Origin of the sequence: Catellatospora bangladeshensis, assembly GCF_016862575.1 — a bacterium.
Taxonomy (GTDB): Bacteria; Actinomycetota; Actinomycetes; order Mycobacteriales; family Micromonosporaceae; genus Catellatospora; species Catellatospora bangladeshensis.
Genome location: NZ_BONF01000019.1, coordinates 112,605 through 131,186, shown reverse-complemented (window position 1 = coordinate 131,186; position 18,582 = coordinate 112,605). Strand labels below are relative to the sequence as shown.

Below are 18,582 nucleotides of genomic sequence, written 5' to 3'. Positions count from 1 at the left end.
CCGATAAGAAGGTGCCCTTCCTTGCTCGTCAGCGGCTCGGCGAGGCCGCGGACCGGGCCAGCCCGGCCAGGATCGTGTCGAGCCCGCTGCGGAACTGGGTGTCGGTGACGTAGGTCGCCATCACCGACGCTGCCGCGTGCGTGTGCGGGTAGTCGGCGGCCGGCACGGCCTCGAAGGCCGTCCGGCGCTGCGCGACCCGGGTGTCCATGTCGGCGGGGGCGCCCGGGGTGAGTTCGGCGGCGTCCATGGCGGCGAAGCCCAGCGTGTACGCCAGCACCGTGTACAGCGCCCGCGCCGCCGCGGTCGGCGTGAACCCCGCCCCGGCGAGCAGCGCGAGCGCCCGCTCGCCGGTGTGCAGGCCGTGCGGGCCGAACATCGGGCCGGCGACGAACAGGGGGACCGCGCCGGGATGGCGGGCGAGCAGGGCGCGCAACGCCCCGGCTAGGTGCCGCAGCGCCGTGGGCCAGTCCGCGGGCAGCTTGACGCCGTCGAGTTCGCCGAGCAGGTGCTCGACGAGGGCGGCACGCAGCGCGTCGCGATTCGGGAAGTACGTGTAGAGCGCGTTGGGCGCCACGTCGAGCGCGGCTGCCACGCCACGGACGGTCAGGGCGTCGGTGCCGCGCTCGTCGACCAGCGCCAGCGCGGTGTCCAGGATCTGGTGTGCGGCCAGCACGCGGTGCTTTCCAGGACGTCCTGCGGATCGGCTTGACACGACGGGAATTGTACGCCGTATAGTTTCTGTACACCGTACAAATAAGGGGGAGCCGTGACCGTCCGCGCCGCCGGGCTGTTCATGATCGTCGCCGCTGTGGCGACCAACCTGCTGTTTCTCGGCCTGGGCGCCGTGTTCGACTACCCCGAGGTGCTCCGGCGCGAGCCGGCCGAGATCCTCGGCGCGTTCCGTGCCGACCAGGGCGCCGTGACGGCCCTGTTCGCGGGCCTCGCCGCCACCGCCGCGCTGCTGGTCCCGATCAGCGTCACGATCGGCGGCCTCGGCCGCGGGGAGCGCGCCCGGCTGTCCGTCGCGGTCGGTGTGCTCGCCGGACTGGTGCAGGTGCTCGGCCTGCTGCGCTGGGTCTACGAGGTGCCGGTGCTGGCCGCCGAGCCGGTGGGCGAGGCCGCCGTCACCACGTTCCGCGCGCTGCACGCATACCTCGGCGTGGGCGTCGGGGAGGCCCTCGGTTACCTGGGCACCGCCGCCTGGACCGTGCTGGTGGTGACCGGTCCGCTGCGGCAGCGGGGCCTGCTGCGCCTGCTCGGCGTGGCCGCCGCGGCCGCTGTCGCCGTCGGTGTCGCCGAGCCGTTCGGCCTGGCCGCCGCGGGGACGGTCAACTTCGCGGGCTACCTCGCGTGGAGCGTCTGGCTGGCGGTGACCGGGGCGAGCCTCGCGCGTCGCCCGGCCACGGCTTCCGGGCCGGCCGTGACGCCGCCCGGTCCGGTCCGCGTGGCCGCGGGCTGACGACGTTAAGAAGGGCACCTTCTACAACGCATAGCGTTAAGAAGGTGCCCTTCCTTGCTTCGGTCAGCAGTTGTTGCTGCGGAAGTCCGAGATCGAGAGGCCGCTGTAGCCGCAGGTGAACGGGGTGAAGCGGGCGTCGTTGTTCAGGTAGCGCTTGAACCAGGAGACCAGGGCGCGCGACAGGGTCGAGTTGCTGGTCTGCGGGAAGAAGTGGCTGGCGCCGTTGAGCTCGACGTAGCTCTTGGGGCCGCCGAGGGTGCTGTAGAACGGGATCGAGTGCGAGGAGACCGGTGCGATGGTGTCGCTCTCGCCGCCGACGATCTGCACGGCCTCGTTCAGGCCGCCCCAGGTGGTGTCGGTGTTCCACGGCGCGATCGGCACCCCCGCCTTGACCAGGCCGGTGGTGTCGGCCGCGAGGGCCTCCAGGGTGCCGCCGCCGCCCATCGAGTGGCCGGCGACGCCGCGGCGGCTGCCGTCGACGCGGTCCCGCACGGAGCTGGGCGCCGAGTTCACGGCCCAGTTGAGCGCCGCCAGCAGCTGGCTGCCCCGGCTGCCGGGCTGGTCGTAGATGCTGTTGGTCTCGATGCCGACGACCACGAAGCCCCAGGACGCCAGGCGCGGGCCGATCCAGCTGATGCTGGACCAGCGGGCGGTGAAGCCGGGGGAGACCGCGATCACCGGGTAGCGGCCCGAGGTGGTCGGGTAGTAGGCCACGCCGCCGCCGAAGCCGCTGACGAGGCTGGAGATGTTGTACGTGGCGACGGAGAAGCTGCCGTTGCCGGTGATGTTGGAGGACGTCGGCGCCTGGCCGATCTCGTCGGCGTACGCGGGCGCCGCGGCGCCCAGGGCGGTCCCGCCGGCGAGGGCGGTGGCGACGAAGGCGGTGGCGACCAGGCGGGTGAGCCGCCTGCGGACGGATACTTGCGGCACTGTTGCACTCCTGACGGTGAGGAACCGGCTCCGTTGCGGCGGTGCCACGGGGGACGGGGAGGCCGGTTGTCGGGCAGTGCAGCCAGTCTCATCAGCCCACATGATTGGACGCATCGGCAGAATCGCCGGTCACGCGGCCTGCCTGCGGTGCGGGCACACCCACCGGCGATGGGCCGGATCACCGGCCGCGGCCCCGCCCGCTTTCACCGAGACATGGAAACATGTGCGGATTAGTATCTACAGGTACTTCCGATCAATGATCCTTTGCCGACTGGAGGACCATGAACCTGGAGGTACGCCATCTGCGAGTGGTCTGCGCGATCGCCGACACCGGCAGCGTCACCAAGGCCGCCTCGCTGCTCGGGCTCGCCCAGCCCGCCGTCACGGCGCAGCTGCAGCGCATCGAGCGGGCGCTGGGCGGCCCGCTGTTCGAGCGCGGCCGCCGGGGCGTCACCCCGACCGCCCTCGGCGAGCTGGTGCTCACCCGCGCCCGGGTGGTGCTGCCCGCGATGAAGGGCCTGCAGGAGGACGCCGCCCGCCTGGCCGGGCAGGTGGTCCGGCCCAACCAGTGGCGCATCGGCGCGGTGAACGGCCCGATCCTCGGCGGGCTCATGTCGCGGCTGGCCGAGAGCGACGGCACGCAGGTGCTCACCCACCCGTCGCACTGGGCGGACAAGCTGGCCGAGCTGACCGCGGCGGGCAAGCTCGACTTCTGCGTCGTCGGCGTCTGCGGCGACACCGTGCCCGGCGCGCCCGACGACGGCCTGGTCTGGCGGGAAATCGCCATCGACGCCATCTTCGTGATGCTCCCTGAGAGCCACCCGCTGGCCGACAGCTGGGAGGTCGACCTGGCCGACCTGGCCGAGGCGCAGTGGGCGAGCATGCCGGGGGACGGCTGCTTCGGCGACTGCTTCGCCGCCGCGTGCGCGCGGGCCGGGTTCGCCCCGCGCACCATGCACGAGATGGACTTCGGCAACGCCCTCGACGCGGTGCAGGCCGGTCACGCGGTCGGGCTGTGCAAGGCGACGTTCCGCCGGGTGGACGGGATCGTCACGCTGCCCATCGCGGGCGGGCCGCTGCGCTGGCGGCACCTGCTCGGCTGGCACCCGCGCGGCGAGGCCGCGGCGTACGGCGACGCGGTGCTGGCCCACGCCCGCGCGGCGTACGCGGAGTCGGCCGCCCGCAACCCGCACTATCTGAAGTGGTGCGAGGCCAATCCCCGGTTCGGGCCGCCGCTGCCCATCGCATGACGCTATGACCCATCAAATATCTGCCGCCATCGATGTGGAGTTGCGAAGCTTCGGCGCATGAATCGCAAACTCCTCCACATCTCCGCGGTGGCGGCCCTCACCCTGGGCGTCACCGCCGCGCTGACCTATCCGGCGTCGGCCGACCCCCGCCCCGAATCCGCCGCCGACGCGGCCGCGACCGCGGGCGTCTCGCTCGAGGTCTTCCAGGCCATGGCCCGCGACCTCAAGCTCGACGTCGCCGGCGTCAAGGACCGCCTCGCCAACGAGAACCGGGCGGCCAAGGCCGACCTGTCGCTGCGCAAGTCGCTCGCCGGCACCTACGGCGGCGCTTGGCTGTCGGCCGACGCCAAGTCGTTCACCGTCGGCGTGACCAGCCAGGCCGAGGCCGCCAAGGTGACCGCCGCCGGCGCCACGCCGAAGCTGGTCAAGCACAGCCTGGCCAAGCTCGACGCGGTCAAGGAGCAGCTCGACGCGGTCGCCGCCAAGGCGCCCAAGGCCATCCCCGGCTGGTATGTCGACGTCGCCGCGAACACCGTCGTCGTGCTCTCGCGCGGCGCCGACGCGGCCGCATTCGTCAAGGCCGCCGGGGTGGACGCGAGCGCGGTGCGCATCCAGGCGACCACCGAGAACCCGGTGCCCTACATCGACGTCATCGGCGGCAACGCGTACTACATCGGCAGCGGCAGCCGCTGCTCGGTCGGCTTCTCGGTGAGCGGCGGCTTCGTCACCGCCGGCCACTGCGGCAGCAACGGCTCGACCACCACCCAGCCCAGCGGCACGTTCCGCGGCTCCAGCTTCCCCGGCAACGACTACGCCTGGGTGCAGGTTGCCTCCGGCAACACCCCGCGCGGCCTGGTCAACAACTACGCCGGCGGCACCGTCAGCGTGAACGGCTCCACCGACGCCGCGATCGGCGCCTCGGTCTGCCGCTCCGGCTCGACCACCGGCTGGCACTGCGGCACCATCCAGGCCCGCAACGCGTCGGTGACCTACTCCCAGGGCACCGTGTCCGGCCTCATCCGCACCAACGTGTGCGCCGAGCCGGGCGACTCCGGCGGTTCGCTGATCGCGGGCAACCAGGCCCAGGGCGTCACCTCCGGCGGCTCGGGCAACTGCTCGTCGGGCGGCACCACCTACTTCCAGCCGGTCAACGAGATCCTGCAGGCGTACGGCCTGACCCTGCTGACCGGCGGCACCACCCCGCCGTCGTCGCCGCCGCCGGGCGGCGGGGGCTGCACGGGCTACGAGTTCACCCGGACCGGCTCGCTGTCCAGCGGCGGCAGCGTCTACCAGCCCGACAACAGCTACTACCAGTCGACCGTCTCGGGCACCCACCGCGGCTGCCTGGCCGGCCCGTCCGGCACCGACTTCGACCTGTACCTGCAGAAGTGGAACGGCTCGGCGTGGGCGAACGTGGCCTCCGGCACGACGTCGGCCAGCTCGGAGTCGATCACGTACTCCGGCACCGCCGGCTACTACCGCTACCGCGTCTACGCGTACAGCGGCTCGGGCAGCTACACGCTCGGCTTCAGCAACCCGTGACCTGACCCGCAAAGAACGGTGGCCCGCCCGGTTCCCACGCCGGGCGGGCCACCGCCTTCCGGGACCCCGTTCAGGCGGCTCAGCCGCCGCAGAGCGTGGGCCCGGCGACGTTGACCGCGGTCCAGGCCGCCTGCACGGTCTTCTGCTCGACCGAGCAGGTGCCGTACAGGTCTGCGGCGGCCGCCAGGGTGTACGTCCGCATGTTCGCGTAGGTGGCGGTGGACACGGCGTACACGTTCAACGCCCGGTACCAGATCTTCTCGGCCTTGGCCCGGCCGATGCCGACCACGTCGGCCACGTCGCCGCAGAGCGGGCTGTACCCGTAGGCCGTGGCGCCGGTGCCCTCGGCCAGGTTGAAGAAGAAGTGCTTGCCCACCCCGGCCGACACGTGCGGCGGAGCGGGCGGGGTGGCCACCGACCAGCAGCTGTGTGAGGAGCCGTCCAGCGACGGGTCGAACAGGTTGCCGAACGGCTCGCCGGTGCCGAAGATGTCGGCCTCCTCGCCGATCAGGTAGTCGCCCGGATCGCCGGGCGCGGCGGCGTAGAACTCCACCATCGCGCCCCAGATGTCGCTGCTGGCCTCGTCGATGCCGCCGGACTCGCTGCTGTAGACCAGGTTGACGAGCCCGTCGGTGTAGCCGTGGCCCAGCTCGTGGGCCAGGATGTCGATCGAGGTCAGCGGATGGACGTTGCCGAGGCCGTCGCCGAAGGTCAGCTGCGTGCCGTCGTAGAAGGCGTTGACGTAGTTGCTGCCGTAGTGCACCCGCGAGGTGATCCCCGCGCCGGTGCCGGTGCGCCCGGACCGCCCGTGCACGAACTTGAAGTAGTCGTAGGTCTTGGCCGAGGCGAAGTGCGCGTCGGCGGCCGCGCTGGCCCGGTCGGCGGTGGTGTAGTTGCCCCACAGGTTGTCGGCGTCCACGAACAGGACGCACGGTCCCGTGGTGGTGTTGCGCATGTCGCAGGTGCGGTTCCCGCCGTGCGAAGGGTCGATCATCTGGTACGCCGTGCCGGACGGCGTCGTGTCGATGCGCACCGGCCCGGCGTAGATCGCCCGCCCGGTCCCGAGCACGGTCCGCACCTCGTCGAATGTGGCGTAGACGGCACCGGTGCCCGCGTCGGACAGCACGTGCAGCCGCGACGGCGTCTGCCCGTCCGGCGCGAACCCGCGCACCACGGTCTCCCAGGCCAGCCTGTTGCCGGCCGACGCGTCGACGACCAGGCGCGGCGCGCCGACCCCGCTGACGGTCCCGCTGAACGCGCCGGTCGAGGCGCGCGCGGCGGCGTCGGCGGCCACCCGGGGCGTGGTGCTGCCGGGTGCCACCCGGACGGCGCCGTCGGTGCCGGTGACGCGGCCCGTGCGGTCGAGGTGCACGATCACCTCGCCGCCGTGCACGGGCAGCCCGTGCACGGTCCGGCTCAGGCGCACGTGCGAACTGCCGTCGGCGTCGGTCGCGGTGCGCAGCGCGGTGTAGCGTTCGCCGCTCGCGGCCGCGCCGTCCGGCCCGGCGCCGAGCGCGGCCAGCGCGGTCGCGGCTGGTCCGGTGGCACGGACCGGGTCGCTGACAGCGCCAGCCGAGCCGGTGGCCAGCGCGGTCGCGGCGGTCGCCACCAACGTGACCACCGTGACGGTGAGGGTTCGTCTCATGGATTACCTCCCCAGAGGGCATGGCAGTGCCGATGAGGCACTGGTGTCCATGTATATCCAAAGGGGATCGACGAGAATAGATAGATGTCGGGCTGTTGGCTGAGTGAAGTCAGGCCCCGTGAACGCTGGGGGCCGGGCACCGGCGGTGCGTGGTACCCGGCCCCGTGCAAGCTCAGCGGGTGGTGCAGAGCATGCCGTTGACGGTGAAGCGCGGCGGCTCCGGGTTCGGGCCCTGGTAATTGCCCACGAAGCCGACGTTCACGCTGGCGCCGGGCGCGATCAGGCGGTTCCAGTCCACGTTGGTCACCTTCACCGTGCCGCCGGTCTGCGACCAGTTCGCGTTCCAGCCGCTGCCGAACTGCTGCCAGGTGGTCGGCCAGTCGAAGGTCAGCGTCCAGCCGTCCATCGGCGCGGTGCCGGTGTTGACGACGTCGACGCCGGCCACGAACCCGTTGCCCCAGTCGTTGTCGTCGTTGTACGCCACCGCGCAGGTCGACGTCGTCGGCGTGACCGTCGAGAACAGCACCGGCGGCGAGGCCCAGGAGACCCTGCCGGAGCCGTCCCGCGCGATCACGTTGGCCGTGTACGTGGTGCCCGGCGTGAGGTTGCCGACGGTGAACGTGGTGCCCGTGGTCTCGCCCCACTGCTCGGTGACGGTGCCGTGCTGCCGGTGGATCTCGTACTTCAGCCCGCTGCCGGCCGCCGCGGGCCAGGTCAGCGTGGCCGACCGGTCGGTGATCGCCGACGCGGCGGGGCGGCCGGGCGCGGCCGGGCCGGACAGCGCCGCCGACGGGCGCAGCACCAGCGTGGTGATCGAGTACGGCGGCAGGGTGACCGACGACGCCGTGCCGGTGCCGGTGCTGATCGCGGTGTCGCCGTTGCCGTAACGCAGCACCTGCGCCGACGCCGCGGGCGTGTACCCGGCGTAGGAGAGGCTGACCTGCTTGGCCGCGGCCGGGTCCTCGTTGAGCAGCATGACGGCCAGTCCGCCGTCGGCCCGCCGCGCGGCGTGCGCCTTGACCGCCGGGTCGCTGGCGCCCGCCCGGACGAACTGGTCGCCGGGCCGGGCGAAGCGGGAGACCATGCCGAGCGCGTAGTACGGCGCGAACGGGGTGTTGAGGGCGGGCTGGCAGGTCGCGCCGTCGGCGGTGCAGTTGCCGGAGGACAGCAGGCCCCAGTCGCCGTAGTCGGTCTGCCCGGCGTACTCGCCGATGGTGCCGATGCCGTTGCGCACGTTCCACCAGTCGACGGTGAACACGCCGCGGGCGATCAGGGCGGCGTACACGTCGGCGGCGAACAGTGCGCCGGGCTGCGTGTTCATGCCCTGCGTCATGTTGATCTCGGTTACCGCGACGCCGAGGTCGCGGCCCACCTGCTCGCGGACCTGGCGGTGCAGCAGGTCGATGGCGACCGGCATGCGGTCGACCCGGGCCAGGGCCTCGGCCGCGCTGCCGCCGCCGGCGTAGAAGTGCAGGATCACGAAGTCGATGTCGTCGCCCGCGATGTCCAGCACGACCTGGTTCCACGGCCCGGCGTCCCCGGCGGCCGTGATGCCGTCGGGCCACTCGCCGGGCGTGGTCAGCACCGCACCGATCTTGATGCTCGGGTCGACCGCCTTCATCGCGCGCGAGTACTCCACGACGTGCCGGGCGTACTCGGCCGGGCTCTTGTCGGCGTGGTCGTCGGCCTCCCACGGCGAGCCGTAGTGGCCGTTGCCGTAGTTCTCGTTGCCGATCTCCCACAGCTTGACCGCGTAGTCCTGCTCGACGTTGGCGTGGCGCACCCAGTCGGCGGCCTCCTGCGCGGTGCCGGTGCCGTAGTTGGCGGTGACGATGGCCTGCGCCCCGGCCCGGCGTACCCCGGCCATGAAGGTGGCGAAGTCGGTGTTCGGGGCGACGTAGCCGCCGGGGGCGGTGTGGTCGCGCCAGTGGTAGATGTCGGAGTACGAGCCGCCGGGGTAGCGCATGAGCCGCGCCCCGGCGTCCTTGAGCAGGTCGGCCGTCTGGTTGCTGCCCAGTTCGGTGTCCCAGATCGCGTGGTTGACGCCTACCGCGGTGTCGCTGACGGTCTCCCAGCCGCCCCGCACGTTGACCGTGACGCGCACGGGTGCGTCCTCGGCGGCGGCGGGGGAGGCCGCGGCCAGGCCGGACGCGGCGAGCAGGGCGGACAGGGCGAGCGCGGCCCGGCGGGTGGCGGGGCGGCGCGAGCGGAGCGGGTCGGGCGGGCCGGCCGAGGCGGGGGCTCCGGCGGGGGTCGGTGACACAGGGTCTCCTCAGGGATGAGGCTGTGCACGCGGCGCGCGGCGACGGCAGCCCGGACCCTGCCCGCCGGGCGCGGACGCGCGCGCAGCAAGCGTGGTGGTACGGCGGGAGGCTGCCCTTCCTCGACCGCGTTGATCCGGCTCCCAGGCCGGTGAGCAACGTACCACTCCAGCCATAATCTTGAATACATCGAGGGGGATGGGTGGTGACTGTGCTGCCCGAGCCGGTCGGGCCGGCTACTGCTGGCCGCAGTTATTCCCGACGTGCAGTGCATCATCCGGTACGCGTGATTTGCTCGCTTTCCCCGGTTCGTCGGTTAGGCTGGCAGCTCATTTGCCCGCAGCCGTGAACCCGGAGGAGGGCTTCGTGACACCGCTGTCAGTGGTCGGGGTGCCTGCGTGGCGCCGCGTGGCCGCCGTGCCGACGGCACTTTCCATGATCGCGCTCACACTCTTCGTGCTGACGATGGGCCAGATGCCGCTCGCCGCGCAGAAGACCCCCTTCTGGGTCATGTCCGCGCTCGCGCTGGCCGCCGCCGCGGTCACCTACGTGCCCGTGGGCAGGCCGCTGCGCGGCGTCGTGGTCAGCCCGTCGCTCGTCTTCACCTTCGCGATCCTGCTCTGCTGGGACCTCGGCCCCGCCATCGCCGTCCAGGCGCTCGCCGTCACCGTGATCGCGGTCCGCGCCCGCCAGCGGATCCGGCACGCCGTGCTCAGCGGCGCCCGCTACGCCGTCGCGTTCGGCGCCGCCTACCTCGTGCTGCTGATCGGCGAGCCGGACCCGTTCCAGGGCGGCTCGCTGGCCGACCTGGCGAGCGACACCATCGCCGTCGCGCTCGCGGCCCTCGCCTTCACCGTCGTGTACGGCCTGGCCGTGCTGCTCACCGCACCAGACGCGCTCCCGTCGTCCGGCAGCCTGCGCTACCGCCTGGCCGCGCTGCGCGACCCCGCCGCGCACGTCACCGCGCTGACCATGCTCAGCCCCGTGCTCGCCGTCACCGGCCACGTCAGCCTCGGCTTCGTGCCACTGGTGATCATGCCGCTCTACGCCGTGCAGCGGATGGCCCGCCTGTCCCAGGAGCGCCGCCGCGCCGCCCACGCCGACGACCTCACCGGGCTGGGCAACCGCACCGGCCTGCAGGCCGCGTACGCCCGCCGCCAGGCCGTCCCGGCCGCCCGCCGCCGCGGCCCGGCGCTGCTCGTCATGGATCTGGACGGCTTCAAGTACGTCAACGACGCCCTCGGCCACGACACCGGCGACCGGCTGCTCACCGCCTTCGCCGAGCGCCTGCGCGCCGCGCTGCCCGAGGGCGCCTACGCCGCGCGGCTGGGCGGCGACGAGTTCGCCGTGCTGCTCGACGAGCGCGACAGCGGCTGCGCCCTGCGTGCCGCCGAGCACATCAGCGCGGCCGTGAACGGCCCCGTCAGCCTCAGCGGCCTGGAGGTCGAGGTGGCCGCCGCCGTCGGCGTCGCGGTCAGCCCGCAGCACGGCGACGACTTCGTCACCCTGCTCCGCCACGCCGACATCGCCATGTACGACGCCAAGCGCGACAACACCGGGGTCGCCCTCTACCAGCCCGGCACCGACCGCCACGCGCAGCGCCTAGAGCTGCTCGACCAGGTGCGCCACGCGCTCGTCACCGACGACCGCGAGGCGATCACCCTGCACTACCAGCCGCAGGCCGACCTGATCACCGGCCGCGTCGTCGGCGTCGAGGCGCTGCTGCGCTACCGCGGCCCCGACGGCGAGCCGGTGTCCCCGGCCACGCTGATCCCCATGGTCGAGCACACCCCGGTCATGCACCAGCTCACCGACCGCATCGTCGACGACGCCGTGGCCCAGGCGGGCCGCTGGCAGGCGGCCGGGCTGAACCTGCGCACCTCCGTGAACGTCAGCATCCGCGACCTGCTGCGCGACGATCTCGTCGAGCGGCTGCGCAGCCGCCTGGCCGAGCACCGCGTGCCGCCGCACCTGCTCCAGCTGGAGATCACCGAGAGCGCCCTGATGGCCGACCCGACCCGCGCCCTGCCCACCATCAAGGCGCTGCGCGAACTCGGCGTCGGCCTGGCCCTGGACGACTTCGGCACCGGCTTCTCCTCGCTGCAGCACCTGCGCGAGATCCCGCTCGACGAGATCAAGATCGACCGCTCGTTCGTGTCCGGCATGACCACCAACCGCCACGACAGCGCCATCGTCTCCTCCGTCGTCACGCTGGCCCGCACCCTGGGCCTGCGCACCGTCGCCGAGGGCATCGAGGACGCGCCCACCCGCCACCGCCTGCGCGCCGCCGGCTGCTCCCTCATGCAGGGCTACCTGCTCGCGCCCGCCCTCCCGGCAGAAGCCATCCCACAGCTCGTCGCCGACGCCGCCGCCTCCCGCATCCCCGCCCCCACCCCCTAAAGGAAGGGCACCTTCTTATCGTTTTCCGTAGAGGAAGGGCACCTTCTTAACTTGGTCACGGTCGCCGTCATCCGGCGGCCTGGCAGTCAGCGGCTTCAGGCTCCACTGGGCGCCGCTCACCGATTGGCCTTGAGGATCTCCTTCGCCTCCTTGCTGGTGAGGCCGAGTTCGTCCAGCAGGCGGCGCTGCGGGATGAGCAGCAGCCAGCCGATGCCGACCCCGAGCAGTGGTCCGAACAGCGGGAAGCTGATGCCCGCCATGATGATCGCCACGGTCAGCACCGCGATCACGGGCAGCGACAGCGCCAGTGAGATCATGAGGTTCCGGTGCGACCGGCGCAGCCGATCGATGTCCGCCTGGCCGAGGGTGCGCATGCTCCCGCCTTTCCTGCCGGACACTCCGGCGATCCGCCTCCGCCGGGTGCGGCGCGGCCGGCGCCTACACCGGCCGCTGCCTCCCCACCCGCTGATGCGCCGACGTTAGGCACGCACCACCTCGCCCGGCCGCCGCCGCCCGGCCCTCCCCGACTGTCCAAGCAGGTCAGAGCGCGGAGACCGGGCGCCGCGAAGTCCCCCGTTCCGGGCCGCTGCGGGGACCGGAGGGCGTCCGCCCGGTCGCCTAGAATCGCTTTCGGACGGTGGCCGGGGGGAGGGAGTCGTACGCCATGGCACAGCCCCCGCAGGGCCAGGATCCCGCCGACCCCCGGGCCGAGTTCGTGGCCGCGCTGATCAGGCTGCGTGGCAGGCTGCCCGACGTGTCCGACGAGGTGCTCGCCCGGCGGGCCAGCGCCACCGCGCTGCCGTCGGGCCGCCGTGTCTCCGTGAACGCGCGCCGGATCGGCGAGTGGCTGAGCGGCCGTTCCGTGCCGCGGGACTTCGAGCAGGTCTTCGCGCTGGTGCGCGCGGTCGAGACGGCGGGCGGGGCGGCGGCGGGCGGTGCCCCGGGCCCGTCGGTGGAGGGCTGGCGCCGGTTGTGGCGGGCCGCGCACGAGCACCGGGCCCCGGCGCGTACCCCCACCGCGACCGCACCCGCCGCGGAGCTGGTCGTCGGCCGGCCGCCCAGCGACGCCGCGTCGCTGCGGCCGCGCCCCGACCTGGCCGACGCGATCGACGAGGCGCTGCGCGACCCGGCCGTGGGCCAGGTCGTCCTCACCGGTCCCGGTGGCTCCGGCAAGTCGCAGCTGGCCGCCGCGGCGTTCCACCGGGCACGCGGCGGCGGCGGCCTGTTCGCCTGGATCGGCGCATCGTCGCGCCAGTCCGTGCTCACCGGGTACGCCCGCACCTGGCGCGCGCTTGCCGCCGGGCTCCACGACCGCCCCGCCGGATCGCCCGACGGCTACGGTCACGACGAGGAGACCCAGGCCGACCTGCTCATCGCCTGGCTGCGCACGGCCTCGCAGCCGTGGCTGCTGGTGCTCGACGACGTCGACGACCCGGCCGAGCTGGACGGCATGTGGCCGCTCGGCGACGCCGGCCGCTGCGTGGTGACCACCCGCCGCCGCGACGCGGTCCTGCTCCGGCCGGAGTCCCGGCTGATCCAGGTCGGCATGTTCACCCCGGCCGAATCGGCCGCCTACCTCCGCAGCCGCCTGGCTGCGGACCAAGTAGCGGGCGGGGACGGTCCCGGCATCGTGTCGGCCGCATCCGGCGCCGAGCTGCGCCGCGACCCCGATGGCGACCCGGTCGGCGACCCTGACGCCGCACCGACCGGACCCGACGCCGAGCTGGCCGGACTCGCCGCCGCCCTGGGTCACTTCCCGCTCGCCCTGTCGCAGGCGGCGGCGTATCTCATCGACACGGGCACCTCACTCGCGGACTACCGGCGGCTGCTGGCCGACCGGCGGGAACGGCTGGCCGACCTGTTCCCGGCGTCGTCACCGGCCGACGGCCACGCCCGCACCGTCGCCGGGACCTGGCAGCTGGCCGCGCAGCGGGCGGCGGCGCTGGCCAAACCGGGCACCGCGCAGCGTCTGCTCGAACTGGCCGCGCTGCTAGCCCCCGCGGGCGTGCCCGAGCAGGTGCTGCTCGGTGAGGCGGCCTGCGCCTGGCTCGGCGGCACCCGCCGCGAGGCGTCCGCCGCGCTGCGCGCCCTGCACCGGCTCAGCCTGCTCACCCACGCCGACGCCGCCATCGCCATGCACGCGCTGGTGCAGCGGGCCGTCCGCGAGGCCGTGCCCGAGCCGGAGCTGCCCCGCCTGGCCCGCGCCGCCGCGGACGCGCTGGAGCAGGCCTGGATCGCCGGGGTGGACCCGGCGGCGCTGTACGACAGCATCGAGACGGTGCGCCGCGAGGCCGGGGAGCACCTGTGGCACGGCGGCCTGCACCCCGTGCTGCGCCGCATCGGCGAGCACCTCAACCGGGTCGGCCGCGCCACCGCCGCCCTCGGCGCGGTCCAGGACCTGCTCCGCGAGGCCCGCGCCCGGCTCGGCGAGGAACACCGCGACGTGCTGGTGCTGCGCACCCAGGTCGCCGAGACGCAGGGCGATCTCGGTGACGCGGCCGGCGCCCGCGCCGAGCTGCGGGCGCTGCTCGCCGACGCCCGGCTTCTGCTCGGCGACGACGACGCCGACACACTCCAGATCCGCCTGCACCTCGCCAGGCAGCGCCTCGACCTGGGCGACCCGCCCGGCGCCCGGGAGGAGCTGAGCGTGCTGTCCCGCGATGCCGCCCGGCTGCTCGGTGACGTGCATCCGCTCACCCTGGCCACCCGGCGCTACGTCGCGCTCACCTTCGGGCTGGGCGGCGACCCGGCGGCCGCGCGCGACGCGTTCGCCCAGCTCGCCGCCGAGTCGGAGGCCAGGCTCGGCCCGGACCACCTGGAGACCCTCAACCTGCTCGACTTCGTGGGCCGCTGGATCGGCGAGAGCGGCGACGCCGAGCAGGCCGTGGTCACCTACCAGCGGGCGGTGACGGGGCTCGCGGCCGCGGTCGGGCCGCTGCACCATGACACGCTGATGGCGCGGCACAACCTCGCCTACTGGCGCGGCCTCACCGGGCGGCACGACCTCGCCGTGGCGGAGTTCACGATCGCCGCCGAGGACGCCGTGCGGGCGATCGGGCCCCGGCACCCGACGACGCTGACCGTTCAGGCCAACCTCGCCTACTGGCGCGGCCTGGCCGGCGACCCGGAGCGCGGCATGTCCGAGCTCGGTGCGCTGCACGCGGTCATCGCCGAGGTGATGAGCCCGGTCCACCCGCGCGCCCTGCGCACCCGCCAGCAGCTCGCCGAGCTGCGCCACCGCGCGGGCGATCCGGCCGGGGCGTACGCGGAGCTGACCGTGCTCCTGCGGGACATGCGGGAGGCCGTCGGCGACACCCATCCCCGCACCCGCGAGGTCGCGGCGCAGCTCGACAGCTGGCGCGGCGAGGCCTGACGCGGGCTCCGGCCGGATGTCGGGGGCCGCGCCTAGGGTCGGCCTCATGGCATCCGCACCGATCATCCTCGTGCCCGGCTTCTGGCTCGGCGCCTGGGCCTGGGACGACGTCGCCGCCCGGCTGCGTGCCGACGGGCACGACGTCACCGCGCTCACGCTGCCCGGTCTGGAGTCGGCACACGCCGACCGGGCCGGGGTCGGCCTCGCCGACCACATCGACGCGATCTGCGACGCCGTGCAGGCTGCGGGCGAGCCGGTGCTGCTCGCGGTGCACTCCGGCGCCGGGGTCCCCGGCTACGCCGTGACCGACCGGCTGCCCGGCCTGATCGCGGCGATGGTCTACGTCGACTCCGGTCCGGCGACCGCCGCGCTCGACGCGGGCTTCGACGGCGTCGAGCAGCCGCTGCCCGCCGACGACTTCGCCGGGCTCAGCCCGGAGCAGCTGGCGGTGTTCCGTGAGCGCGCGGTGCCCGAGCCCGGCGCGGCGCTGCGCGAAGCACCGCCCCGGGCTGTGAACGACGCCCGGCTGGACGTCCCGAGCACGGTGATCTGCACGTCGATGACGGCCGCCGAGATCAAGGCCGGGGTCGCCGACGGTGTGCCCTGGCTGGCCGGCCTCGCCGACCTGCGCGACGTCACCTACCTGGACCTGCCGACGAGCCACTGGCCGATGTGGACGCGCCCGGCCGACCTGGCCGAGATCCTCAGCGACATCGCCGACCGCGCGGCCACCCGCTGACCCCGTACCCCACCGAGATCCGCACCCACCGGGAACCCGCACGTCCCCCCCGCCGGACGGGCTGCAGTTTCGGGGAAACCGCAGTCAACGCAGCCGGGTGGGCTGCGGTTTCCCTGAAACTGCAGCCCACCCGGCCGGGCGGCGGGGCGTTCAGACCGCGTCGGCGAGGGCCTGGAACTCCTCGTCGGTGAGGCGGATCTCGGCGGCGGCGACGTTCTCCTCCAGGTGGGACACCCTGGAGGTGCCGGGGATCGGCAGCATCACCGGCGAGCGGCGCAGCAGCCACGCCAGCGCCAGCTGGGCCGGGGACGCGCCGTGCTGCTCGGCGGCCGTGGCCAGCGGGCCGCCGGGCCGGGCCAGCTCACCGGTCGCGATCGGGAACCACGGGATGAAGCCCAGGTTCTCCTTCTCGCAGTGGCTGAGCACGTCCTCGGCGCTGCGGTTGGCGATGTTGTACAGGTTCTGCACGCTCACGATGGTGGCGAGCCTGCGGCACTGCTCGATCTGCTCGACGGACACCTCGGACAGCCCGATGTGCCGGATCTTGCCCTCCTGCTGGAGCAGCACCAGCTCGCCGACCTGGTCCTCCAGCGGCACCTTCGCGTCGATGCGGTGCAGCTGGTAGAGGTCGATCCGCTCCAGCCCCAGGTGGCGCAGGCTCAGCTCGCACTGCTGACGGAGGTACTCCGGGCGGGCCAGGGGCCGCCAGTCGTCCGGCCCGGCGCGGGTGAGCCCGGCCTTGGTCGCGATGACCAGCCCGTCCGGGTACGGGTGCAGCGCCTTCTTGATCAGCAGCTCGCTGACGAAGGGGCCGTACGAGTCGGCGGTGTCGATGAGGTCGACGCCCAGCTCGACGGCGCGGCGCAGGACGCGCACCGCCTCGTCCGGGTCGGCCGGGTCGCCCCAGATGCCGGGGCCGGTCAGCTGCATCGCGCCGTACCCGAGCCGGGCGACGTCCAGGTCGCCGCCGATGGTGAAGCGGCCGGCGGCGGCCGCGGGAAGGGTCTGCGTGGTCATCCTCGCTCCTCGCCTCGTCCGGGGGAGTCTGGCCCGCAGTTCAGCGTATCGGCCGGGATGGCCGCCCGCGGCGGTTCCGGAAGGCGAGGGGGCCGTCCCACCCGGGCAGGGGCGGGACGGCCCGTGGCCGCGCGAGCTGGATCAGGGCTGCGCGACCAGGCGGAACGATTGCGCGCCCGTGCCGTTGCAGGTGTACTGCACGAGCTGGACGCTGTCGGCGGTCGAGGCGGCGGGCACGTCGACGCACTTGCCGCTGTGCCGCGCCGTGAAGTGGTAGTACCCGCTGCCTTCGGAGACGGGCAGCCACTGCTGGTTGTTGCCGCCGCCGTACGCCCACAGGTGCAGCACCGCGTTGTCGGCGGTCGACACCCCGCTGACGTCGATGACCTGCGCCGGGTTGTTGCGGTTCTCGATCCGTACGTAGCCGTTGCTGGTCGGGGTGAACCGGAACTGCTGGGCGTAGCTGTTGTTGCAGGTGTACTGCTGGATCGCGGTGCCGTTGGCGGTGCCCGACGAGCGCGCGTCCACGCACTTGTTGCTGGTCTTGTTGACCACGCTGTACCAGGTGGTCGACGAGATGGGACCGCCGGGCGTGCCGCCCGACCCGAACGGGCTCAGGATGATGCTCGCCGAGCGCGGGTCGCCGTCGTGCACCAGCGACTCGAACGCGCCGACGTCGTCGAACGCGAACGCGTACGCCTTGCCGTCGGCCATGTTCGCGTGGATGATCTTGGCGTACTGGTTGGTCGGGCTGTTCTGGTAGAACTGCGCCGCGTTGGTGCTCGGCTGGGTGTCGATCGTGCCGAGCGTGCCGCGGTTGAGCGCGGCGCACAGCGTACGCGCGATCGGGCCGACGACCAGGTCGTTGGGCGCCTGCAGGTTGCCGTCGCAGCCCCACACGTGGGCGCTGGTCGGCTTGTTGAACGAGGCGACCTGCTGGCCCGCGCTGTTGGTGAAGTTCATGACGTTGCCGCTGGTGCGCCCGAAGTAGCGGGTGTTGGGCTGGTCGGTGAACGGCACCACGGTCAGCGTCTTGCTCGTGTACGCGTTCCACGCCGAGGTGATGTAGCCGTCCAGGTACGTGGTGCTGAACAGCCCGGCCCCGGCGGCCTTGCCCGGTGCCAGCACCCGCAGCACGGTGCCGTCGGAGCGGGTGTAGACGGTGTTCGCCCAGCCGGACTGCGCCTTGATCTGGTTGATCACGTTGTTGCGGCCGTTGGAGACGACGTCGCCGGTGCGCTTGGTGGCGCCGGACGCTCCGGTCACGGTGACCGCGTGCGGGATGGCGAACATGTCCACCTGCGAGCTGTTGAGCCACAGGCCCGCGTCGTTGTAGGTGAACTCGCTCCAGTCGAACAGGATGTTGTAGTTCGGGTCGCCGGACGCCCACGGCGCGGGCTGCACCAGGCCGTCGGGGGTGAGGAAGAACTTGAGCTTCTCACCCATGGAGAAGTACGCCCGGCCGGAGAAGCCGCGCGGGAACCGGACCGTGGTGCTGCCGCCGTTGCCCGGACCGGCGATCGCCACGTCGGGCGCGGGAGAGGGCGGGAGCTGCCCGCCGGTCCACGGCGTGAACGCGCCGGCCGCGTTGACGTAGCCGAGCCGGCCGCTGCTGAGCTGGATGCCGATGACGTAGACCCAGACGGCCTCGCTGCGGCCGGTGTTGTTGGTGATGGTGACGGGGAGCGGATCGGGTCCGATCGCCGCGGCGGGCGCCGCGGACGCGGCGACGGCCGCGGGCACGGCCAGCGCCAGTGCGGCTATCGCGCCGCAGACCCTCTTTCGGGTACGCATGAAGAGCCCTCGCTTCCGGGAGTGGGACGGGGTTCAGGGCGCCGCCCGGTGGGCTTGCCGGGCGGGTGTTCGCTGCTCGCAGCGGGCCCGGCTGCGAGAGCGCTCTCGTCCAGAGAGCGCTCTCACGTTACGGCCACGAAACGCCCACCGTCAATGGACGTGGGCGTCCCGC

Annotated in this window: 13 protein-coding genes; 6 read left to right on the top strand and 7 right to left on the bottom strand. The window is 73.2% G+C overall.

The window, feature by feature from the left end; all coding sequences use genetic code 11:
• Nucleotides 1-28 precede the first annotated feature (28 nt).
• The gene (locus Cba03nite_RS17965) at nucleotides 29-712 is read right to left on the bottom strand and encodes a TetR/AcrR family transcriptional regulator (RefSeq protein ID WP_203747198.1); all 684 of its coding nucleotides are present in this window, start codon (nucleotides 710-712) and stop codon (nucleotides 29-31) included.
• Nucleotides 713-766: 54 nt separating this feature from the next.
• Between Cba03nite_RS17965 and Cba03nite_RS17960 the strand changes: the two genes are divergently transcribed.
• On the top strand, nucleotides 767-1,459 hold the full coding sequence (locus Cba03nite_RS17960; RefSeq protein WP_203747197.1) for a DUF4386 family protein: 693 nt from the start codon (nucleotides 767-769) through the stop codon (nucleotides 1,457-1,459).
• A 63-nt stretch (nucleotides 1,460-1,522) separates the two neighbouring features.
• Here Cba03nite_RS17960 and Cba03nite_RS17955 read toward each other — a convergent pair whose 3' ends face one another.
• A complete protein-coding gene (locus tag Cba03nite_RS17955) occupies nucleotides 1,523-2,389 on the bottom strand; it encodes an alpha/beta hydrolase family protein (protein WP_239125827.1) in 867 nt (288 codons plus the stop codon).
• A 281-nt stretch (nucleotides 2,390-2,670) separates the two neighbouring features.
• Here Cba03nite_RS17955 and Cba03nite_RS17950 point away from each other — a divergent pair, with 281 nt between their 5' ends.
• Together Cba03nite_RS17950 and Cba03nite_RS17945 are read left to right on the top strand one after the other, a co-directional pair.
• A complete protein-coding gene (locus Cba03nite_RS17950) occupies nucleotides 2,671-3,639 on the top strand; it encodes a LysR family transcriptional regulator (RefSeq protein WP_203747193.1) in 969 nt (322 codons plus the stop codon).
• A gap of 57 nt (nucleotides 3,640-3,696) precedes the next feature.
• A complete protein-coding gene (locus tag Cba03nite_RS17945; protein ID WP_203747191.1) occupies nucleotides 3,697-5,181 on the top strand; it encodes a S1 family peptidase in 1,485 nt (494 codons plus the stop codon).
• 79 nt (nucleotides 5,182-5,260) lie between these two features.
• Here Cba03nite_RS17945 and Cba03nite_RS17940 read toward each other — a convergent pair whose 3' ends face one another.
• Both Cba03nite_RS17940 and Cba03nite_RS17935 read right to left on the bottom strand, forming a co-directional pair.
• On the bottom strand, nucleotides 5,261-6,826 hold the full coding sequence (locus Cba03nite_RS17940; RefSeq protein WP_203747189.1) for a M4 family metallopeptidase: 1,566 nt from the start codon (nucleotides 6,824-6,826) through the stop codon (nucleotides 5,261-5,263).
• 172 nt (nucleotides 6,827-6,998) lie between these two features.
• Nucleotides 6,999-9,089: a cellulose binding domain-containing protein gene (locus Cba03nite_RS17935; RefSeq protein ID WP_203747187.1), complete on the bottom strand. Its 2,091-nt coding sequence runs from the start codon at nucleotides 9,087-9,089 to the stop codon at nucleotides 6,999-7,001.
• A 364-nt stretch (nucleotides 9,090-9,453) separates the two neighbouring features.
• Between Cba03nite_RS17935 and Cba03nite_RS17930 the strand changes: the two genes are divergently transcribed.
• Nucleotides 9,454-11,487: a putative bifunctional diguanylate cyclase/phosphodiesterase gene (locus Cba03nite_RS17930; RefSeq protein WP_203747184.1), complete on the top strand. Its 2,034-nt coding sequence runs from the start codon at nucleotides 9,454-9,456 to the stop codon at nucleotides 11,485-11,487.
• A 116-nt stretch (nucleotides 11,488-11,603) separates the two neighbouring features.
• Here Cba03nite_RS17930 and Cba03nite_RS17925 read toward each other — a convergent pair whose 3' ends face one another.
• The gene (locus Cba03nite_RS17925) at nucleotides 11,604-11,861 is read right to left on the bottom strand and encodes a hypothetical protein (protein WP_203747181.1); all 258 of its coding nucleotides are present in this window, start codon (nucleotides 11,859-11,861) and stop codon (nucleotides 11,604-11,606) included.
• Nucleotides 11,862-12,151: 290 nt separating this feature from the next.
• On the opposite strand from Cba03nite_RS17925, the gene Cba03nite_RS17920 reads away from it, so the two are divergent.
• Nucleotides 12,152-14,860 (top strand): tetratricopeptide repeat protein, encoded by a 2,709-nt coding sequence (locus tag Cba03nite_RS17920; protein ID WP_203747179.1) that lies wholly within the window; start codon nucleotides 12,152-12,154, stop codon nucleotides 14,858-14,860.
• A gap of 46 nt (nucleotides 14,861-14,906) precedes the next feature.
• A complete protein-coding gene (locus tag Cba03nite_RS17915; RefSeq protein WP_203747177.1) occupies nucleotides 14,907-15,599 on the top strand; it encodes an alpha/beta fold hydrolase in 693 nt (230 codons plus the stop codon).
• Between the two features lie 150 nt (nucleotides 15,600-15,749).
• Here the strand turns inward: Cba03nite_RS17915 and Cba03nite_RS17910 are convergent, their stop codons facing one another.
• Nucleotides 15,750-16,616 (bottom strand): aldo/keto reductase, encoded by an 867-nt coding sequence (locus Cba03nite_RS17910; RefSeq protein WP_203747175.1) that lies wholly within the window; start codon nucleotides 16,614-16,616, stop codon nucleotides 15,750-15,752.
• Nucleotides 16,617-16,757: 141 nt separating this feature from the next.
• Nucleotides 16,758-18,410: a beta-1,3-glucanase family protein gene (locus tag Cba03nite_RS17905; RefSeq protein WP_203747173.1), complete on the bottom strand. Its 1,653-nt coding sequence runs from the start codon at nucleotides 18,408-18,410 to the stop codon at nucleotides 16,758-16,760.
• Nucleotides 18,411-18,582: the final 172 nt, after the last annotated feature.